At 46.8% G+C, this 20165-nt stretch carries 17 protein-coding genes; 6 read left to right on the top strand and 11 right to left on the bottom strand.

Annotation, left to right across the window (positions count from 1 at the left end):
- Nucleotides 1–71 precede the first annotated feature (71 nt).
- From ATB78_RS18225 to ATB78_RS18245, 5 genes are all read right to left on the bottom strand, one after another.
- A complete protein-coding gene (locus tag ATB78_RS18225) occupies nucleotides 72–953 on the bottom strand; it encodes a LysR substrate-binding domain-containing protein (protein WP_061009703.1) in 882 nt (293 codons plus the stop codon).
- Nucleotides 954–1072: 119 nt separating this feature from the next.
- A complete protein-coding gene (locus tag ATB78_RS18230; protein ID WP_045413387.1) occupies nucleotides 1073–2038 on the bottom strand; it encodes an OmpA family protein in 966 nt (321 codons plus the stop codon).
- Nucleotides 2039–2653: 615 nt separating this feature from the next.
- A complete protein-coding gene (locus tag ATB78_RS18235; RefSeq protein ID WP_061009706.1) occupies nucleotides 2654–3778 on the bottom strand; it encodes a M14-type cytosolic carboxypeptidase in 1125 nt (374 codons plus the stop codon).
- Between the two features lie 113 nt (nucleotides 3779–3891).
- Nucleotides 3892–5292, bottom strand: a complete 1401-nt coding sequence (locus ATB78_RS18240; protein WP_061009707.1) for an FAD-dependent oxidoreductase — start codon at nucleotides 5290–5292, stop codon at nucleotides 3892–3894.
- A gap of 259 nt (nucleotides 5293–5551) precedes the next feature.
- Nucleotides 5552–5911 (bottom strand): DUF3316 domain-containing protein, encoded by a 360-nt coding sequence (locus ATB78_RS18245; protein ID WP_005442378.1) that lies wholly within the window; start codon nucleotides 5909–5911, stop codon nucleotides 5552–5554.
- A 527-nt stretch (nucleotides 5912–6438) separates the two neighbouring features.
- On the opposite strand from ATB78_RS18245, the gene ATB78_RS18255 reads away from it, so the two are divergent.
- Both ATB78_RS18255 and ATB78_RS18260 read left to right on the top strand, forming a co-directional pair.
- Entirely contained in the window at nucleotides 6439–7344 is a 906-nt protein-coding gene (locus tag ATB78_RS18255) for a VirK/YbjX family protein (protein ID WP_061009711.1), read from the top strand.
- A gap of 59 nt (nucleotides 7345–7403) precedes the next feature.
- On the top strand, nucleotides 7404–7955 hold the full coding sequence (locus ATB78_RS18260) for an outer membrane beta-barrel protein (RefSeq protein WP_009705052.1): 552 nt from the start codon (nucleotides 7404–7406) through the stop codon (nucleotides 7953–7955).
- Between the two features lie 92 nt (nucleotides 7956–8047).
- Here ATB78_RS18260 and ATB78_RS18265 read toward each other — a convergent pair whose 3' ends face one another.
- From ATB78_RS18265 to ATB78_RS18285, 5 genes are all read right to left on the bottom strand, one after another.
- Nucleotides 8048–8953 carry an EamA family transporter gene (locus tag ATB78_RS18265; RefSeq protein WP_061009714.1) on the bottom strand — a complete coding sequence of 302 codons (906 nt, stop codon included), beginning with the start codon at nucleotides 8951–8953 and terminating at the stop codon, nucleotides 8048–8050.
- 66 nt (nucleotides 8954–9019) lie between these two features.
- Entirely contained in the window at nucleotides 9020–9724 is a 705-nt protein-coding gene (gene phnR, locus ATB78_RS18270) for a phosphonate utilization transcriptional regulator PhnR (protein ID WP_041054140.1), read from the bottom strand.
- 9 nt (nucleotides 9725–9733) lie between these two features.
- Nucleotides 9734–11458, bottom strand: a complete 1725-nt coding sequence (locus tag ATB78_RS18275; RefSeq protein ID WP_061009717.1) for a putative 2-aminoethylphosphonate ABC transporter permease subunit — start codon at nucleotides 11456–11458, stop codon at nucleotides 9734–9736.
- An 8-nt stretch (nucleotides 11459–11466) separates the two neighbouring features.
- On the bottom strand, nucleotides 11467–12573 hold the full coding sequence (locus tag ATB78_RS18280; RefSeq protein ID WP_061009719.1) for a putative 2-aminoethylphosphonate ABC transporter ATP-binding protein: 1107 nt from the start codon (nucleotides 12571–12573) through the stop codon (nucleotides 11467–11469).
- 1084 nt (nucleotides 12574–13657) lie between these two features.
- Nucleotides 13658–14668, bottom strand: coding sequence for a putative 2-aminoethylphosphonate ABC transporter substrate-binding protein (locus ATB78_RS18285; protein ID WP_005384363.1), 1011 nt, complete (start codon nucleotides 14666–14668; stop codon nucleotides 13658–13660).
- Nucleotides 14669–14934: 266 nt separating this feature from the next.
- On the opposite strand from ATB78_RS18285, the gene phnW reads away from it, so the two are divergent.
- The 3 genes from phnW (at nucleotide 14935) to phnX (ending at nucleotide 18349) form a co-directional block, all read left to right on the top strand.
- Nucleotides 14935–16038: a 2-aminoethylphosphonate--pyruvate transaminase gene (gene phnW / locus ATB78_RS18290; protein ID WP_061009721.1), complete on the top strand. Its 1104-nt coding sequence runs from the start codon at nucleotides 14935–14937 to the stop codon at nucleotides 16036–16038.
- A 26-nt stretch (nucleotides 16039–16064) separates the two neighbouring features.
- Entirely contained in the window at nucleotides 16065–17444 is a 1380-nt protein-coding gene (locus ATB78_RS18295; RefSeq protein WP_061009723.1) for an aspartate aminotransferase family protein, read from the top strand.
- An 89-nt stretch (nucleotides 17445–17533) separates the two neighbouring features.
- Nucleotides 17534–18349, top strand: coding sequence for a phosphonoacetaldehyde hydrolase (gene phnX, locus ATB78_RS18300; RefSeq protein ID WP_061009725.1), 816 nt, complete (start codon nucleotides 17534–17536; stop codon nucleotides 18347–18349).
- Between the two features lie 84 nt (nucleotides 18350–18433).
- Here phnX and ATB78_RS18305 read toward each other — a convergent pair whose 3' ends face one another.
- Complete coding sequence (locus ATB78_RS18305) at nucleotides 18434–19462, bottom strand: LacI family DNA-binding transcriptional regulator (RefSeq protein WP_005442357.1); 1029 nt, start codon at nucleotides 19460–19462, stop codon at nucleotides 18434–18436.
- A 248-nt stretch (nucleotides 19463–19710) separates the two neighbouring features.
- Here ATB78_RS18305 and ATB78_RS18310 point away from each other — a divergent pair, with 248 nt between their 5' ends.
- Entirely contained in the window at nucleotides 19711–20154 is a 444-nt protein-coding gene (locus ATB78_RS18310) for a PTS sugar transporter subunit IIA (RefSeq protein WP_005384357.1), read from the top strand.
- The last annotated feature ends 11 nt before the right edge of the window (nucleotides 20155–20165 follow it).

Here is a 20165-nt window from a genome sequence, read left to right on the forward strand (position 1 = left end):
TACTCATGGAGGCCGATAATGTTTCAGATTGTTAGATAAATCGCAGTTCGTTTCCGTCTTGTGATTGAGCCCTAAAATTGCGCTTCTAGACTTTGCCTTAACCACCCGATAAATGCTTTCACGTGGGGCCTTTCTTCACCGCGAACAATCATGTGATGCGCACCTCGGCTTGGCATCGACCAATCTCCGATTTGCACCAACGAGCCTTGCTGAAGATGATCCTCGACCAACAAATCTCTTACAAGCAAAATGCCCAGTTGATTCACCGCAGCTTCAATCGCTAACAGAGAGTGCTCAAACTCTCCTGTGAGCTTCACCCCTTTGCATTCAACACCTTGATACGCTAACCAACCCTGCCACGTTTCTTGGTAGCCTCCCGTAGCCAACTTAGGCAAGCGAGCAAGATCAGATAAGTGAGAAATGGGATTCAGATGCAAAAAGCCTGGGCTTGCCACCACAATCCAGTTTTCTTGCGTCAGTTGAATGGCTTGCTGTGACTGCCAATCGCCATAACCATTGATGATCTCCACATCAGCGATATCACTGTTGCTCGGCATTGCGTTGGCGGTGGTAGAGACTTTAAAGCTCACTTTAGGATGTTGGCGATGGAAATCCGCCAGTCGTGGCATTAGCCATTGAGAACAAAAGCTGTGTGCCACGTGTAACGTTAACTGCGCTTGCTTTTGTCGGGAGAAAAGATGTTGAGTCGCAGCAGATAAACTCTGAAAGACGTGACTTACCACAGGTAAATAATCATGAGCAGCTTGAGTGAGATTGAGCTGAGCACCATTACGTTCAAACAAGGTGGCGTCTAAGTACACTTCGAGGGATTTAACTTGCTGACTGACCGCCGCACGGGTGACATTGAGCTCTTCTGCCGCCTTGGTAAAGCTTTGCAATCGAGCGGTTGCTTCAAACGCTTTGAGAGAATTGAGTGGCGGTAGGTTTTGCATATCAGGCTCCAGACGAACAAGTAAGAAAATACTATGACGGAGCTGTGACAGATAAATGAAGGGAAACAAAAAAGCCAGCGTCAGACGCTGGCTTTTAAAGTTACTGATTCAATAATGAATTATTGAGCAGCTTCTTCAGTTTGGTATTGGAACGCAGGAACAACAACTTCTACACGACGGTTCTCTTCACGACCTTCGCGAGTTTCGTTGCTAGCTACTGGGTTAGCTTCGCCCATACCTTTAACAGTCATACGGTCTGCAGCGATACCTTCAGCTTGGAAGTGATCAGCAACTGCTTGTGCACGCTTCTCTGTTAGCTGTTGGTTGTAAGCTTCAGAACCAGTTGTGTCACTGTAGCCGTTGATTTCAACTTGAGCTTGTGGGTAAGTGTTCATTAGCTCTACAGTACCGTTGAACGCAGAAGCGTCTTGTAGTTCAGCGCTTTCTAGGCCGAATTGTACTGTTGCTGTTTGAGCTGGGTATTCGTTCTCAACGATGCGAGTCGCTGGACGAGTTTCAACTACTTCTTCTTGAACTACTGGCTCAGAACCGAACTTGTAGTTGAAGCCGATACCGAAGAAGTCAGCATCCATGTCGTCGATGATGTCATCAGACATGTCTTGGTAACGTTGGTACTCAGCGCGTAGGCTCCAGTTGTAGTTGATTTGGTATTCAGCACCTAGAGAGCCAGTTGGTACGAAATCTTTCTCGTCACCAGCCATCATGTATGCAGCACCTACTTTAGCAAATAGGTTCCAAGAATCAGTTAGAGGAAGGTTGAACTTAGGAGCTAGAGTTAGCGCCCATAGGTCACCGTCAACTGTGTTTAGGCCAGCTTTGTTGAAGTTAGCTGTGAAGTTACCTAGGTAATCAACACCGTATTCAGCTGCAACGTATTCGTTGAAGTTGTAACCAATGTGCATACCAGCTGCGAAGCTGTCGTCATCACATGGAGCGTCTAGGTGACATGCGTCGTTTAGAGCGTTGTAACCAAGTTTGCCGCCGATGTATGTATCAGCAAGAGCAACATTCGACATTACGCCACCAGCTAGAACGGTAGCCACTGCAAGAGCGATCTTTTTCATTATTTTTCCTTTATGCGAGGCGACCCGATTACTTTCCCCAGAAAAATCTGTTTTTAGGAAACTCAGAACCTACACTGTTTTCAAGTGATTAAAAACTACGCCAACAATCTCTATTAACGCATCATCATGCGACGCCTTAATCGGGATTCATCCATTAAGAGCGTTGGTTGGAATTTTGATGCACCTATCTGCCACAATATCACTGACGCCTTTAACCAGCACATCAGGAGTGAGAGATAACGATGAGCAAACCTCTGTAGGTACAAGATTCCGGGACGAAAATTATCCGGATTCTATCTTGTAATCACATAGCAACTAAAAAGTAATTTAATCGGCTGTGCCTACTTCAACCGCAAACTCTGGATCGGTAACCCTATGAGATGATATGAGTTTTGTGACAAGAATCTCGAAACGGACTTTAACAGAATAACCATCTCTAAAATAAATCATTATTTTTGTCGTCACGACAAAAAATTCTTATCGATACTCAGATAACCATCAGATATTGCAGATTTTTTGTTTAAAGCGCTTAGAAAGTAGTTCGTCAGTAGAGAACGTGGAAAGAATAGTGGCAGAAAAGACAGCCCGTAAAGTACGGGCTGTGAACGAATTGCGTTAAATTTTGTCAGAGACCGCCAATGTTGCAGCCAAAACATCCTGTCCAAACAAAACACTACGCTCAGGAGACCAACCGTACAGAGGGTCTGGATGGTTGTTATTGTCTTTGAATGGCATTTCAATCGTGTAAGACAAACACTTGAATTGCTCTGCTACCCAGTTAGAGCCAACGGTTAGGTTCGCTTTACCCGGTTCATCTTTGTCGTAACCAATCTCGTCTTGGAACTCTGGTGTAATCGTCAGAAGTGCTTGTTTAAACGCGTTTTCCAACTCAGCCATGCCTTCGTTATAAGAAGGAATACCTTCAGAGCCCGCCACAAAGTTGTAAGGGATAGCTTCATCACCATGAATATCTAGGAACATATCCACGCCAGTTTCTAGCATGCGCTCACGAACCAAGAAGACTTCAGGACTCTTTTCCATTGATGGCGTTTGCCACTCACGGTTTAGGTTTACGCCCACCGCGTTAGTACGTAGGTGACCACGCACACCGCCGTCTGGGTTCATGTTTGGCACAACGTAAAGTACTGCTTTTTCAAGCAATGCGCGCGCAACCGTGTCGTTCTCATCAAGCAGACGTTGGATCATGCCTTCCATGAACCATTCCGCCATCGTCTCACCTGGGTGCTGACGTGCAATCATCCAGATTTTCTTTTTGCCTTCTTCTGGCTCACCGAAAGTAAGCAAGCTCATGTCATTGCCATCTAGCGTATGGCCAAGCGTCTCTAGTTGGCAGTGGTGCGCGCTTTGTGCCATGTGTAACAGGTCTAGGTGACGGTCGTACGTGTAAGGAGCAAAGTACGCGAAGTAAATTGAGCTGCGCTCAGGGATAACAGTGAAAGTCAGCGTGTCGCCATCGAACTCTGCCGGTACTCGGAACCACTCTTCACGATCGTAAGACGCAACCACGTCGTAACCTTGCCAACCTTCTGGGTAAGCCGATTTCGCAAGATCAAGAAGTTTGATGGTGTGTGATTGCTCGGCTTCTGTCTCTAGACGGAAGTGGAACCACTGGTAGAATTCCGACATGTTGTCGTTAGGAATTTTGAGTTGGATGTCGTTTTTGTCGTCCGCTTTCACTACGTGAATGCTGCCGCTGTCAAAGTTGCTGAATACTTTCATTTTATTACTCACCTTTTGCATCTGAGCTTGAAAGACTGAGGCTAACACAAAGGGAAGAGGTGCCTCTAACACTTTCACTTCTTCCCTATCTGTTTGCGATCAAAATATTCAGTTTAGTCGAGCTTATCCGCTTTGCCTGCTGGTCCCGCGAGTTTTGCTAGCCACTTATCCCAGATGAATGGCGTCTGCTCGTTATCTTCTGCTTCCTCTTTTCGACGTACCGCGTCGCGCACCATCATTGCTCCCGTCCATCGGAATGGCTCTGGCGGGAAATGCCCCAACGGCCCTTTGGCTAAACCGCTTTTCGTCCATTCATTATCAATTCCCAGTACCAATGAAGATAAGATCTTTCCGCCCATTCGAGTCTGCGCCACCCCGTTACCTGAATAACCAAAGCCATAAAAGATATTGCTTTGGTTATCTAACTCACCGAAGAATGGAAAACCAGTTGCGGAGCGATCTGAACCGCCCGTCCATGAATAAGCGAACTCAGCCCCTTTCAAGCGCGGAAACAACTTATCGAACGACTTACGCAGTAGCTCTTGATAGCGCGTTGGCTTGTTGAACATTGCGTTGACTTGGTTGTTGAAAGAGAACTGATTGCCGCCTTTCCCCAACATCAAACGGCCATCTGGCGTATCTCGGTAATAGTGAACGAAAATACGTGAATCCAACACGCTAGAACCGGCCTGCCAACCAGATTGAGAGAGCGCGTCACCAAGCGGTTTGGTGATCACCATGTCGGAAGAGACCACCACGATACTGCTTTTGAATTGCTTAAACTGCTCCACCATCCATGCGTTTAATGCCAACACCACCTGCTGCGCTTGAATATTTCCTGTAGGTGTACAGACAGTGGCAGGTTTTCCATAATCTAAACGCGTCATCGGCGTGTTCTCATAGATCTCAACACCCAATTCTATTGCGACGCATCTTAATCCTCTCGCCAATAAAGCAGGTTGAACGCTGGCTGCCACAGGAGAGTGAAAGCCCTCTATATTGCGCGGCGATCCCGCATTGGCACGCAGCTCCTCAGCTTGGCAATAGCGCCAACTATTCACTTCTAAACGCTTTAACTCGTCCACTACTGGCTGCATTCCCCCAGTTTGAGCGTGGTTGGTTGCAGTGTAATAAACCCCTTTCAAAGATAATTGCGCATCGATGTGGTGCTGCTGACAAAAGTCGTCAATCTCTAGCACGGCTTGTTCCGACTCTTTTACCAACCAAGCTGCGTGTTCTTCGCCGAATAAGCGTTTCAAGGTCGGAAACTTTGTCGACCAAGTCAACATACAACCGCCGTTTGCGCCCGATGCACCGCTGCCGCACAAACCTTTTTCAATCACAACCACCTGTTTTTCCGGTGATTGCTGCTTGATCATGATCGCAGTCCAAAGACCTGTGTAACCACCGCCGACAATAGCGACATCTGCTTGGATATTTTGTTGAAGTGGTTTAGCGGTTTCTGGCTGCTCAATTTCAAGCGCTTGCTTAAACCAATATGAAGGGTGAGTCATTCGATATCCTTTGTAAAAGTGACGCACACAACCGTGCCTTGTCACCACTTTACAAACCTACCGAATATTCAACGAGCTAGAAAAACTTACGCTGAGCGTTAGAAAATATTTATGAGATATTATATTTAAGAAACATATTCATCAGGAATATATATTTAATAATAAAAAAGGGGAGCAAATGCTCCCCAAAAATAATAGAACGAATATACAACAAGGATTAAACAGGCAATAGAGTTATAAATGCTAGCGAATAAATTAATTAACGATTACCAGGTTCACGCATGCGGTATTCGTATTTCACATTCAATATTGGTTGGTATGCGATTTGACCGTTATCTTGCAGGAATTCATCTACTGTTACTTTCGCATTAGTAATAGAGAAAGACTGGCGGTCTACGATATCAAATGAGCTTTTGAATTCGTCTCTTAGCTGTGCTGACGACTTGCTTTGATAGTTCTTAATCATTTCAAAGCCCATGTCGTAAGCGGCTTGTTTACTGTCGACAACATTACCATGAATGGTTCTGCTGTTATTAGTCCATTGGTAACCACCAGCAATAGCAGCGATTGGAGTAGCGGTTAATGCGATAAGACTTGCTAGAGTGATTAAACGTTTCATAATGTGCTCCTTACTTACCTTTTAAATATCGAGTTCCAAATACTCGATTAATGTAGGGTACGTATAGAGACCTATAGCGAGTCAGATTAATTTCAGAAAAATTTTAATTAATTTCCATTTTATTTTTAATTTACTGTTAGGCTCGGCTTTTGCTTTTAATAAAAAACCAAGTAAATCCGTAGATTAGCTTTTCTCGATAGCTTAATCAGACCGTCTAATTTTTTTTCTTATCGGATTGAATATATCTAATCGCTATAAATAAGTGCGTTTTGGATATGACACGATACCTCTCTCCTGTACGCACTCTGACCGCGAATCCTGACACTCTCATACCAAGCCTTACAATACCTCGCCACGCTTTTCTCATAGAATCCTCAGAAAAAGAACACTGTTCAAAACTAGTTCCTGTCTTAGCTGGAGTGAAGAACGGCTCACTTTGCTTTCTCCCTTTTTGCGTTCGATACCTAACGCTCACAGCCACATGACAGAACCGACACCACTGGAAATGAGTTTGGAGTGAAATAACCATGAATAAATCCATCCTTCACCACAGCAAAACCATTTACTCGGATGAGTATGCTGAGATTTATCATCCAATCTGGACATACCGCATCAAGTTCATTGCTCGTGCGTTGTTCTATCGAAAGTCATTTAAGTATCTGGCTGACAACATTGAAGCCTCACTGCTGGAGATGCTGTGTACGCGTACTCACCGTTTCTTAGAAAAGCCATTTCGTCCGTATATCGTAAAAAATAGCCCTGCGATTGATCGTTCAGCGCTTGTGGTTGATCACTACAACACAGTGTCGGAACTCGTCTCGCCTGAGCTAATGAAACAGATCTATACCGATGCTAAGGGACTCACTCTGATGACCTTTGAGATCGAGGATATTCTCTACACGGTCAGATTGGTTTATGAAGCTCGCTACCAAAAAGAAGGCGACATGAGCTTGGTATTACACAGCCAAGCAGACGGCAACTTCTATACTCTGTCGTTCACATTGGGACACGAGAACGGCGCTCGCAGCATCATGATTGGTGGCTTACAAGGCCCACGCAGCAACGAAACTAGCAATGAAAAAATCAAAAAGCTGACTCGTAAATTGTACGGTCAACGCCCAAAAAGTTTGATGGTCAGCCTTCTGGATCTTCTTGCTCAGATTTGGGGTGTTGAAACCATTCTTGCAGTGAAAACCCCGTCACACACTTATGCCGCTAAACGTTATAGCAAAGGGCGAATCAAAACGGATTACGATGCATTGTGGAAGGAACTTGGCGGTACAGAGTACGATCGCAACTTCTACTCACTCACAGTGAATGCTCCGCGCCGTGATCTCGATGGGATGTCGCGATCTAAACGTTCGATGTACCGTCGTCGTTATGAATGGCTAGACAACACCAAAGCAACATTCGAACAAGTACTAAGAAACTAAAAAAGCTAAAAGGCTAAAAGCTAAAAGGCTAAAAGCTAAAAAGCTGAGGAGAAACGTTCATGCGTTATTCATTCGTTGCTGCTCTGGTGTTGTCGACTCTTTCCCTATCGGCGAACGCAAGTACAAGCAAGCACATCATAGGCACGAACCTAGGTTATGGCGGTGTAAGCTATGACGCCCCCGCAAGTGAAGAATCCGGTGATATGTTTCTTGGTGAAGTTTATTACCGATACATGCCGACGCAAAACTTCGGGATTGAAGCGGGCTTCAAAGGGGCGTTTGATGGTATTGGCTCAACGCTGTTAAGCCCAATTTCAGAGGTTACCGACACGAGTTTTTCTGGCCCACGCTTAAGCGGCTATGCCAGCTATCCACTTGGTGCTGGTTTCGAACTTTACGGTAAAGCAGGTATGACGCTCTACACCCTTGAGTACACTTACAAGGTGAATGGACAGAGCCGAAACATTGAACACACTAGCGTTGGTGGTGAAGCGGCGGCAGGATTAGGATGGAGCTACAAGCACTTTGGTTTAAACGCAGAGTATGTGTACTCAAAGAACAGTGATTTTGATTCCGGTGGTGTGATGTTCGGCGCTCAATTGCGTTTCTGACGTCCCTTATACTCCTACCCCTTCCCCAACAACTAAAAAAGAAAAAGGCAGCGATGGCCTGAGTCGCTGCCTTTTTCTTTCATCAATATGAGTCAGTTCGTCAACGCAAGAATGATCCCTGCCACAATCGAAGTAACGCCAAGCCCTCGCGTGAGATACCATTTCTCAGACAGAAACCAAATCCCCATAAACAATCCAAACACAATGCTGATTTGCCTTAGTGCCACGACCAAACTCACGTTATCTGTCATGGTCATCGCAAACAACACCAAGCCGTAGGTGGATGCCATCATTACCCCTGCCATGCTGGCTGTTTTGCGGATCTGCCACGCTGTCTTAATCTCATCTGGTTTGCCCGTAACTAAGCACCACACAAGAGCAGGAATACCAATTGCCCAAAACTGCACGCCCAAGTAGAAGATTGCACTGTACTGATCATTCAAGATCTCTGATGCTTGTCCTGTGAGTAAACTCAGCGCTTCTTTGTCGACCACCGAGTAACCCGTTGTGCCTATTGCGGCAATCAATGCCCAGAACACACCGACGTTCAAATAAGAACCCAATGTCATCTGACGAAAATTCGTCAGTGGTACCAGCATACAACCAAGGGTAATCAGCAAGAATCCAAGCCACTGCTGACTGGATAATTCATGTCCCAATGCAACACTGATTGCGCCGACCATCATCACTGGCAGTGCCCGAGCAATGGGATAAACCACACCCACGTCAGCGTGCTTATAAGCGACAATCAAACCAACCAGATAAACCATTTGTGAAATGCCGCTAATGAACAGCAACCCCCAAAACTCACTCGGTAATGATGTCCAGCCAATGGTTGCCAAATACCAAATCAAATAAGGGGTAAGAATGAAACATGCAGAAAAGCTGGCCGCCATAGTAAACGCGAGTCCAGAGCCTGAGTTGCTTTTACCAAGGATATTCCAACCCGCATGGAGAACAGCAGAAAAAACGACGAGACCAATCGCCAACAAATCCATTTCAATGTTCCTGTCTGAATAAAATAAAGGCCCCGAGATGGAGCCTTAGATGATGAGAAAATCCACTTAACGATTGAGTTCCGCCAGAGATTCAATGCTGATGGCATCGTGTCGCCAATACTCGATATCGCAATCAATCAACTCACCGTGCTGGTTATAGTTGATGCGCTCCACCACCATCGCGGGAGTGCCAGCTGTCGCGCGCAGTGCCTGAGCCATTTCACCCAACAAAGTGCTGGTTGAAATGCGGTAGCGAATCTTTTGATACGTCACTCCATAATGATCGCGATAAATATCCGTCAGTGAATTTGATAAATCGTAGTCCAGCAGGTTCGGAAACAGCTCTGGGCGAATGTAGTTTGTTACGAATACCACAGGTCTATCTTCAAGGTATCGCACACGGTCGACTCGATACACATCCGAGAAAGGCTGCAAGTCCAGCAAGCGCGCCGCTTGTTTGTTTGCCAACGTCCCTTTTGCTGCGACCAAGTCCGTTTTTGGCACGCGATTTTGCGCTTTCGCCATGTTCGGAAAGTTCAGAGTTTGGGTTGGATCGTAACGCAATGGCTCAGGTGAGATAAACCAACCTCGGCGATCTTCGCGATAGATTCGACCTTCTGCTTCTAGCAGTGATAAAGCTTCACGCAAAGTAACGCGTGTAGTATCGAACGACTCCGCCAACTTACGCTCTGCTGGCAGTTTTTGACGCGGCGATAGCATGCCCGCTTCAATCTGTTCAACAATCGAATCTTTAATTTTTACGTATTGCACGAAGTGTCCTTATCTTTTGCGCCAAGCCTGTGTGCGATTCTCTAACAATTTACCCAAAGTCATCTGAACAATCTTCGCAATTGCGGCAGCCATCATAATCATCACAGCCATTGCCGCTGCAGCGCCAGTTTGACCTGCATCGTCCATATTCAGAATCGAGACCGAAGCCGGAATCGTATCGGTTGAGTAAAGGAATACTACCGCAGAAGTGGTGGTCAATGCATTAACAAACAAGTAAGTCGCAATGTCCAAAATCGCAGGTAAACACACAGGTAATGTCACTTTAAAGAACAACTTGTATTGAGGAAGCTTCACCGATGCTGCTGTGGCTTCAATCTCCGATGGCAACTGCTTTAGCGCTGTCAGGGCGGTCATGTGACCCACTGTGTAGTAATGCACTACCGTGTTAATCACCAAGAATGCCATGGTGCCATAAAGCACGTTCAGAGGATTGTTCGCATCATTGAAGTAAAAGATGTAACCCAAGCCAAGCACCATACCAGGAACCGCCATTGGCACCACGCTAAGCATTTGCATCACTTGACGAATTGGACCAAACGCACGTCCTTTCTCAATGCAGTAAGCACCGACAAAGATAATGGCTGTACCGATCACTGCCGTCCAACCTGCCAGCGTTAGCGAGTTGAAGAATGGGCTCCAACCGTAAGTGCTCATTTCAGCAAAGTTGTAGTTGTTTAACGTTAGAGCTTTGTCCCAAGGCCAGAACGTAACTAACGAGCCATACACCGCCATACCAAGCACTGCCAACACTGCAATAGAAATGATGCCGCAGTAAACCATACAAATGCTGTCGCGCACTTTGTTAGGCTCTGGCTGATAAGGTACCGAGCGTGTGTCGAATAAGCTCTTCTGCTTTTTCTGTACCCAGCGGTCTGCGCCGAATGCCATTACCGCAGGGAATAGAAGCATAATGCTGGTAACCGCACCCATGGCAAAGTTTTGCTGTCCCACCACTTGCTTGAAGATGTCAGTCGCCAGAACGTTGTAGCTTCCACCAATCACTTTCGGCACACCAAAGTCCGTGATAACTAGCGTAAAGACGACGATAAGCGTACTGATCAAACCGTATTTCGCCGCAGGTAACGTCACCATAAAGAAGGTTTTGATGGGTGAGGTTTTAAGTGCACGTGCTGCTTCATACAAGCGGGCATCTGAAGTGCGCAGCGAAGTGGTTAAGATCATCAATGCATGAGGAAAGGTCCAGAAGATCAAACCCATCGAGATACCAATCACGCCGTAAATCGAGTTTCCTAACAGCATCTCTTTGGCAATGCCTTGATTACCGAAAAGGAAAATCAAACTGATCGCTGGTAACAACGAAGGCGCGAGAATCGGCGCAGTACCTAGGATTTGGAACAAACCTTTAAACGGCATGCATGAACGAGTCAGCGCGTAGGCATAACCAAACGCAAGCACACCCACTACCGAGGTCACTATCACGCCCAAAGTGAAGGTGTTGCCCACCGACACCCACAAGCTTGAAGAAGAAAAGTACGTCGCAAAGTTGGCCAAACCAACGAATTCGCCATTGGCATTTTGCACACTCTTGGTCAACATTGCCCAAAGTGGCATCAAGATGAACAGCACCATCATGGTCGACAAACCAGCGAGCAAGCCAAACAACACAAGGTTGTCGCGGCTAACACGTCCGAGTAGGGATTTTGCTTTGTCTTGTGTGGTTAGGCTATTCATCGTCATTGTCTTCGCATCCATGTTTACACCTACGCCGCTAGCGCTTTATCAACCGAGGGTACGGCGTAACCATGCAACCCTTCTTCAGCAAACTGGATGTAACGTACATCGCCCGCCTTGATATTGAGTTTTTGAACCGTTTCCACAGGCACATCTACGACGATGGCTTTCGTTGAGCTGTCGTTTTGCAATACGCAATCAATGCGGAAAAACGCCCCCAGAAACTCGGTTGCGGTAACTCGCACAGGTAAAGAGTTGTTGTAGTTTTCAACGAACTTGATACTTTCAGGACGCACCGCAAGGTCAAAGCGGTCACCACGTTGAACCTTACGATTGGTTAAGCTTGGCGCTGGCATCAAGGTTTCAGCAATGCGCACTTGGGAGTCCGTTGCTACTGAGGTTTCAATAAAGTTCATGCTGCCGACAAACTCAGCGACAAAGCGCGTAGCTGGTTGTTGGTAGATCTCTTGAGGTGTGCCGACTTGCTCAATCACACCATGGTTCATTACCACGATACGATCCGCCATCGACAGCGCTTCGTCCTGATCGTGCGTAACCATGATGGTGGTGATGCCAAGCTTACGTTGCAGCTTACAAATCTCGTCACGTAAGTGAACACGTACTTTTGCATCCAGCGCTGACAGCGGCTCATCAAGTAACAGTAGACCCGGTGACAACGCCAATGCACGAGCCAAAGCAACACGCTGCTGCTGACCACCAGAAAGTTGGTTAGGGAATTTCTCGCCAGAGGTTGGAAGACCAATGGTTTCTAACCAGTAATCTACTTTCTCTAGCGCTTCTTTGGTCGACATACCTTGGTTCTTCAAACCCACCGCAATGTTCTCTTGCACAGTTAGGTTCGGAAACAGCGCGTAAGATTGGAATACGATGCCGAAATCGCGTTTCTCTGGTGGTAAGAATGTGGTCTCTTGACCGTTTTGAAAGATTGCACCAGATGTTGGCAAGTCTAGACCTGCAATGGCACGTAGCAGAGTGGTTTTACCGCAGCCAGAAGGACCAAGAAAACAAACGAACTCGCCCTTCTCAATCGCTAGCGAGATTTTCTTTAATGCAGTGAACTGTCCGAATTGCTTCACTACATTTTCAATATTTAGGTAATGTTGGTTAGTTGACATAACACACGCTCCAAATGGTATATACCAACTTTAGTTTTGGAGTGTTACGTTCCAATGACAAATTTATAGCCAGAAGATGACAAATAGATGAAGGGCGATGAGGTTTGTTTCTGCGCTTGCAACCCCCTCCAACTCCCCCTTCTATCAGCATTGTTTGCCAAGCATTTAAATTTGGTTATCAAGGGGGAGAGTTTTCTTTGCTGCGGTGAGCTCTGTGCTTTCCCGACATCATTCTGAAAGAGCCTAGGCAAGTATTCAGAATCTACTTTAAGCGCGTGGGATGTTGCATTGTGAATTAAACTATCCGCGAATGCAGAGCCAGTTCCTCCCCTTTACCAACATGACTGTTGTAGTTCCCAGAAGTTAAAGCCAAGGGGAGGTTAGGTGGGGTTGATGGTTTAACGTTAGGTGCGATTCCAACCCCCTCCAACTCCCCCTTCTCTCGACATGCTTTGCCAAGCATTTGAATGTGGTTATCAAGGGGGAGAGCTGTTCTTTGCTGCGGTGAGCTCCGTGCTTTCCCAACGTCATTCTGAAAGAGCCTAGGCGAGTATTCAGAATCTACTTGAAGCGCGTTGGATGTTGCATTTTGAATTAAATTATCCGCGAATGCAGAACCAGTCCCTCCCCTTTACCAGCACGACTATTGTAGTCCCCTAAAGTTGAAGCCAAGGGGAGGTTAGGTGGGGTTGCTTAACGTCGAGGTAGGTGCTTGCACCCCCCCTCCAACTCCCCCTTTTCTTGACATGCTTTGCCAAGCATTTGAATGTGGTTATAAAGGGGGAGAGCTGTTCTTTATTGCGGTTAGCTCAGTGCTTTCACGATGTCATTCTGAAAGATTCTAGGCGAGTATTCAGAATCTATTTTCAGCACGTTGGAAGTTGCATTGTGAATTAAACTATTCGCGAACGCAGAACCAGTCCCTCCCCTTTACCAGCATGACTATTGTAGTCTCCCGAAGTTGAAGCTAAGGGGAGGTTAGGTGGGGTTGCTACTTTTAGGCTGTTTACTCTCACCTCTTCTAAAAACAAAAAATCCACCTCAATCGAGGTGGATTTCAGCATTCAACTCAAAGCAAATTCAATTAAGACTTTGGCTCTGATTTCGCGTCGAACTTCTCAGACCATGCCGCTAGAATCTCTGCACGCTTGCTACCCATTTGCGCGAAGTCCATCTTCGCCATGTTCTCTTGAACGTTCGGGAAGTTAGACACAGTCGCTTTAACTTCTTTATGTGCAACCACTGGGTACATTTCTACGTAAAGCTCGTTTGCTGCTTTAGAGATTGACCAGTCGACAACGCGCTTCGCTGCATCCGATTCTTTTACTAGGCCAACGGCTTCTGATTCCCAGCCGATGCCTTTTGGTGTGATAACCGCTAGTGGTGCGCCTTGTGTTTTCAGCTTCGCGCCGCGGCTTGCCATCGAAATACCGATAGCCACTTCACCCATACCCGCTTGAACACATGGTTTAGAGCCAGAGTGAGTGTAGTGTGCAATGTTCTTATCTAGGTCACGCATGTAGTTCCATGCCTGATCTTCACCCATGTTTTGTAGCCAAGCAGAAACCTGCATGTAGCCAGTGCCCGAAGACGCTGGGTTCGGCATTGCAATGTGACCTTTGTAAACCGGTTTCGTTAGATCTTCCCAAGATGTTGGTTTAGGCAGGTTAAGTTGTTTCGCTACCGCTTCGTTGAAACAAACTGCGTTAAAGAATGCATCGTTACCGAACCAAGCTTGGTTTGATTGAGGGTCGTTTAGGTTCGCGTGCAGCTCTTCCAAACCTTTTGGTGTGTAAGGCTTAAGAAGACCTTCATCTTTAAGCAGTGCCATTGACGAGCCAGCAAGACCCCAAACCACTTCCGCTTGGGGGTTGTTCTTTTCTGCCAGCAATTTCGCCGTCATGATACCGGTTGAATCGCGAACCCACTTAATCTTTATATCTGGGTTATCTTTCTCAAACGCAGACTTGTATTTCGCAAGAATGTCAGTTTCGAAAGCGGTGTAAACCGTGACTTCCTGTGCTGCCATTGCATTCGTAGCTAGCAGAGAGACAAGTGCAGCCAGCGATCCTTTCATCAAACGGTTTTTCATCATTTTCTCCAGTTAATTTGGCTAAGTTTTCATTTGGTCTGTACCAGTTGACGATAACCACCCTACTGAGCCTTTGTGACGAAATCATGACCATTAAATGGCAGTTTTACGAAAATTTGCGATGAATAATCGTTCAATTGATCCGCCATTTTCTGGATATTAAAGTTTTATGAAATTGGATATTCGCCTATTTACTGCCCTTTTCTTCCTCGCTAGAGTGAACTCAAAATTTGGTGTAGACCAATTAGCCTATTCTGATGGAAATCGAGATGAAAAACGAATACCTACTACTGACTCCAGGTCCTCTATCTACTTCTGAAACGGTACGTGAAGCCATGCTTAAAGACTGGTGTACTTGGGATGATGAATACAACAAAGACATTGTAGAAGTGATCCGCACTAAGCTTGTAAAACTGGCGACGGAGCAAGACGGCTACACCAGTGTACTAATGCAAGGTAGCGGCACCGCATCAGTCGAAGCAACGATTGGCAGTGCCATTGGCAAAGATGGAAAATTGTTGGTTGTCGACAACGGCGCTTACGGTGCACGTATCGCTCAGATCGCTGATTACCTAAATATTCCATGCCATGTAGTTTCCCCAGGTGAAACATCACAGCCACACTTGAACGAGGTGGAAACTGCATTGGCATCGGATCCTGCGATCACACACGTGGCAATTGTTCACTGCGAGACAACCACTGGCATGCTTAACCCAATTGAGGCATTTGCTTCTGCGGCAAAAGCACACGGTAAAGTCGTGATTCTCGATGCCATGTCGAGCTTTGGTGGCATTCCTATCGATATTGCAGAATTAGGCATCGATTTTATGATCAGCTCTGCAAACAAATGTATTCAAGGCGTTCCGGGCTTTGGCTTTGTGATTGCGAAACAAACTGAGCTAGAAAAGTGCCAAGGTCAGGCACGTTCTTTGAGCCTTGATCTTTACGACCAGTGGCACTGCATGGAAGTGAACCACGGTAAATGGCGTTTTACGTCTCCAACGCACACGGTTCGCGCTTTCTATCAAGCATTGATAGAACTGGAGCAAGAAGGCGGCATTGAGGCTCGTCATAACCGTTACCAAACTAACCAGAAAACACTGGTTGCAGGTATGCGCTCTTTGGGGTTTGAGCCACTACTGAGTGATGATCTTCACTCGCCAATCATCACTTCTTTCTACTCTCCGACGCACAGTGATTACCAATTCAAAGCGTTCTACACACGTTTGAAAGAGCAAGGTTTTGTGATTTATCCGGGTAAGGTATCGAACGCAGATTGCTTCCGTATCGGCAACATTGGCGAAGTTTACCCAGCAGATATCGAGCGCTTAATCGGTGCAATTGAAAAAGCAATGTACTGGCAAGTTGCATAAAGCAGCCTTCTGATTGAGAGAGCGTTATGACTCAGAATATCAAACCCACCCATTTCCGCAGCGAAGGGGATGTCAACACGACGCCAGCGCGCCAAGCTTGGAATGCATCGATGGACGACGAACGCACGCAAGCATTATTGAAGCGTGATTCGGAAGTCTTTCTTCATCAAGCCATGTCAACGCCTTGCTTAGATACCTTGGAAGCAGCAGAAGGCATCTACATCCAAGATGCTACCGGTAAAAAATACATGGACTTCCATGGCAATAACGTCCATCAGCTAGGCTACGGTCATCCGCATGTGATTAAGCGTGTGCAAGAGCAAATTGCCAAACTGCCGTTTTCACCACGTCGTTTTACCAATGAAACCGCGGTTGAATGTGCCGAAAAACTCACCCAAATCTGTGGCGGCGAGTTGAATCGCGTGTTGTTTGCTCCGGGTGGCACATCTGCGGTTGGCATGGCTCTTAAATTAGCACGCCACATCACGGGCAACTACAAGGTGGTCTCTCTGTGGGATTCCTTCCACGGCGCATCGTTGGATGCCATCTCAGTAGGTGGTGAAGCGTGTTTCCGTCAAGGCATGGGACCATTAATGGCAGGCGTTGAGCGCATTCCACCAGCCGTATCTTACCGAGGCGCTTTCCCAGTTGCCGACGGTAGCGATGTGCATTATGCCGACTACCTTGAGTACGTGATTGAGAAAGAAGGCGGCGTGGGCGCGTTTATCGCAGAAGCGGTTCGTAATACCGACGTACAAGTGCCGAGTAAAGCCTACTGGAAACGCATCCGCGAAATCTGTGACAAACACAATGTCATGCTGATCATCGACGACATCCCTAACGGCATGGGTCGCAGCGGTGAATGGTTTACCTACCAAGCCTACGACATCGAGCCAGATATTCTGTGCATCGGTAAAGGTTTGGGCGGAGGCTTAGTGCCTATCGCAGCCATGGTAACCAAAGACAAATACAACACCGCCGAACAAATCTCCATGGGTCACTACACTCATGAGAAAAGCCCTATCGGTTGTGCTGCAGCACTGGCAACCATGGAAGCCATTGAGCAAGACGGCTTGCTAGATAAAGCCAAAGCCGACAGCCAGTTTATGCGTGAAAAGCTGCTAGAGATGAAAGCCAAGTACCCTGTGATTGGCGATGTACGTGGCATCGGCATGTTATGGGGCATTGAGTTGGTCACTGACCACGAAAGCAAAGCACGCGCGTATGACGAAGCGGAAGCTGTGTTGTACCAATGCCTCAACAATGGCGTGAGCTTCAAGGTATCGCAAGGCAATGTGATTCAACTCAGCCCACCGCTGATCATCACTCGCGAACAACTAACAGAAGCGTTGGCGATCTTCGAAGAAGCCATCGCCAAAGTGTGCAAAGACTTTAACTACTTTTAGGGTCGATAGACCTCAACAAAAACCAATTTATCCTGAGCGCAGTTCCAACGTGTAGGCAGCGCTCTGGCAAGCAAGAAAAAGGATTGAACATGAGCAACTCACCAATTCAAGCAGTGATCTTTGACTGGGCTGGCACTATCGTCGATTTCGGCTCTTTTGCGCCAACCAGCATCTTTGTGGAAGCATTCAAACAAGGCTTTGATTTTGAAATCGACCTTGAAGAAGCGCGCGAACCAATGGGTCTTGGTAAGTGGGATCACATCCAAGCTGTGGGTCGCATCCCTGCAGTTGATAAGCGTTGGAATGAGAAGTTTGGTCGCTCAATGACCAGCGAAGACATCGACGCTATCTACGCAGCATTCATGCCTCTGCAAAAAGCAAAAGTGGCTGACCACGCAGAGCCAATCCTTAATGCGATTGAAGTTGTGAACGCTCTGAAAGACAAAGGCATCAAGATCGGTTCTTGTTCTGGTTACCCTCGCCAAGTGATGGATGTACTGATTCCTGTTGCAGCGGATTACGGCTACAAACCGGATTACGTAGTAGCCACGGATGACCTGCCACAAGGTGGTCGCCCTGCGCCATTTATGGCACTGAAGAACGTGATTGAGCTGAATGTAACCGACGTTAATGCGTGTATCAAAGTGGATGACGCCGCACCGGGCATCGATGAAGGTCACAACGCCGGTATGTGGACCGTTGGTTTGCTGCTTTCTGGTAACGAAGCAGGTCTCACGTTTGAAGAATACCAAGCCGCGGACGAAGCAACACTTAATGCCGCTCGTGAAAAAGCGCGTGCAAAATTGCTCAAGAGCTCGCCGCACTATCTCATCGATACTATTGCTGACTTCCCAGAAGTAGTGGCAGATATCGAACGTCGCCTAGCAGCAGGTGAGCGTCCTTAGTAGAGAATCATTATTCTCACGCATAAAAAACCTCTCAGCATCGAGAGGTTTTTTGTATCGCGTTTTGTCGCTAACCAAATCAAATTAGTTGATCGCAGTGCTCGCTCGGCGTTTTAGCTTAAAGCCCATGTCCGTTGCGTGCTCTACAGGCTCACCTTTAATGGCTTGCAGTAACTTGTCTGCAGCTTTCGTCCCCATGCGTTCGTAGTCGAATTCCGCACAGGTCAAACTTGGATAGGCGTGCTCACCCATGGAAGAACCTTCTAAACAAATAATCGCAATGTCGGTTGGGACTTTCAGCACTCGTCGGTGACACTCAAACAATGCGCCAATCGCAATCTCTTCATGGCTACATACCAGAGCATTCAAACTTGAATCGCGCAGCAATAGTTTTGCCAATCCTTCCGCACCTAATTGTGAAGATGGCGCTTCGTGCGTGGTTAAGAAATGGTCCGGCGCAAGGTAGTTCTCAATCATCGCGCTTTGCCAGCCGTGTAGCTTACGTTGCAAAGTGGAGTGATCGCCGCGCGCACCAATGAAGCCCACGTTCTTGAAGCCTTGCTCAATCACATGCTTGGTACAGGCTTTACCCACCTCAAAATGGTCAACACCGATATTGAGATAACTGGCTTTCGAACTTAACTCAGCAATTTCCAATACTGGTGTGTTCGAGGCTTCCAAAAGTTGATTGGTTCGTTGGCTGTGTTCATTACCAAACAGCACCACTCCCGCTGGGCGGCTCTCAAGAAATGTCGAAAGCAGTTTCTCTTCTTGCTCTACCGAGTAATCACTGTAGCCAAGCAGCAACTGATAACCCGCTTTGTTCAACGCTTGTTGAAAGCTCGGTAAGAAAAGCGCGCACGCTTTTTCAAACAGGGAAGGAATGATAAGAGCGATGGAGTAACTTTCAGCAGACGCCAAAGCCCCTGCCGCTTTATTCGGGATATAGCCGAGCTCATCAACCACTTGTTGAATCTTTTCTCTCAGCTTGTCAGATACTAGCTCGGGCGTTCGTAATGCTCTCGACACCGTCATGGTGCCTACGCCGGCTTTTTTAGCGACGTCCGCCAAGGTGACATTGCCAGTACTTCTTCGTTTGCGAGGTTCGCTCATTGTTCTTATTTAGTGTTCTCTATTTTCTGCCGCGACATCTTACCACAGCGTTTTATTGGTTTTGATATTAGCGCATTAGAAGTCGATCACAAGCATATGAAACTCGGACGACTGATAAAAATGGTAGCGCTATCACAATTTATGATAGCGCTATCAGATAGCGCTACCATTTGTGATCATTCTCAGGTTTTTCTGACAAATTGATCGATAAAGTACCCATCAACAAAACAACAAACCGGAAAGATCCAATGCTACGTGAACTGATTACCTCTGATGTGATTCGCATCCATTCTGATGCTACTGACTGGAAAGATGCGGTGAGCAAATCCTGTGAAGCACTGATTGAAAATGGCGCGATTGAGCCAAGCTACGTGGACGCTATTTACCGCTCACACGAAGAGCTCGGTCCTTACTACGTGGTAGGTCCTGGTATGGCAATGCCACACGCTCGCCCTGAAGATGGCGTTAACCGTTTGTCTCTTGCCATCACGGTGATTCAAAACGGCGTGAACTTCGATTCTGAAGGTAACGATCCAGTGAAAATGCTGGTTACGCTAGCCGCGACAGACAGTAACTCACACGTGGATGCGATTTCTAAACTGGCTGAGTTGTTTATGAATGAAGAGCATGTAGAAGCCATCTGCACCGCTCAAAACACACAAGATGTTCTAGCGATCATCGAAAAATACTAACTCCTGATGTG

The sequence above is a fragment of the Vibrio sp. CUB2 genome (assembly GCF_001557945.1).
GTDB lineage: Bacteria > Pseudomonadota > Gammaproteobacteria > Enterobacterales > Vibrionaceae > Vibrio > Vibrio owensii.

Coding starts and splice junctions, on each gene's coding strand:
- ATB78_RS18230 (WP_045413387.1), bottom strand. CDS start 2,038: ATGAAAAAGATCGCTCTTGCAGTGGCTACCGTTCTAGCTGGTGGCGTA.
- ATB78_RS18245 (WP_005442378.1), bottom strand. CDS start 5,911: ATGAAACGTTTAATCACTCTAGCAAGTCTTATCGCATTAACCGCTACT.
- ATB78_RS18285 (WP_005384363.1), bottom strand. CDS start 14,668: ATGATGAAAAACCGTTTGATGAAAGGATCGCTGGCTGCACTTGTCTCT.
- ATB78_RS18275 (WP_061009717.1), bottom strand. CDS start 11,458: ATGGATGCGAAGACAATGACGATGAATAGCCTAACCACACAAGACAAA.
- ATB78_RS18310 (WP_005384357.1), top strand. CDS start 19,711: ATGCTACGTGAACTGATTACCTCTGATGTGATTCGCATCCATTCTGAT.
- phnX (WP_061009725.1), top strand. CDS start 17,534: ATGAGCAACTCACCAATTCAAGCAGTGATCTTTGACTGGGCTGGCACT.
- ATB78_RS18240 (WP_061009707.1), bottom strand. CDS start 5,292: ATGACTCACCCTTCATATTGGTTTAAGCAAGCGCTTGAAATTGAGCAG.
- ATB78_RS18305 (WP_005442357.1), bottom strand. CDS start 19,462: ATGAGCGAACCTCGCAAACGAAGAAGTACTGGCAATGTCACCTTGGCG.
- ATB78_RS18265 (WP_061009714.1), bottom strand. CDS start 8,953: ATGGATTTGTTGGCGATTGGTCTCGTCGTTTTTTCTGCTGTTCTCCAT.
- ATB78_RS18295 (WP_061009723.1), top strand. CDS start 16,065: ATGACTCAGAATATCAAACCCACCCATTTCCGCAGCGAAGGGGATGTC.
- ATB78_RS18280 (WP_061009719.1), bottom strand. CDS start 12,573: ATGTCAACTAACCAACATTACCTAAATATTGAAAATGTAGTGAAGCAA.
- ATB78_RS18235 (WP_061009706.1), bottom strand. CDS start 3,778: ATGAAAGTATTCAGCAACTTTGACAGCGGCAGCATTCACGTAGTGAAA.
- ATB78_RS18255 (WP_061009711.1), top strand. CDS start 6,439: ATGAATAAATCCATCCTTCACCACAGCAAAACCATTTACTCGGATGAG.
- ATB78_RS18225 (WP_061009703.1), bottom strand. CDS start 953: ATGCAAAACCTACCGCCACTCAATTCTCTCAAAGCGTTTGAAGCAACC.
- ATB78_RS18260 (WP_009705052.1), top strand. CDS start 7,404: ATGCGTTATTCATTCGTTGCTGCTCTGGTGTTGTCGACTCTTTCCCTA.
- phnW (WP_061009721.1), top strand. CDS start 14,935: ATGAAAAACGAATACCTACTACTGACTCCAGGTCCTCTATCTACTTCT.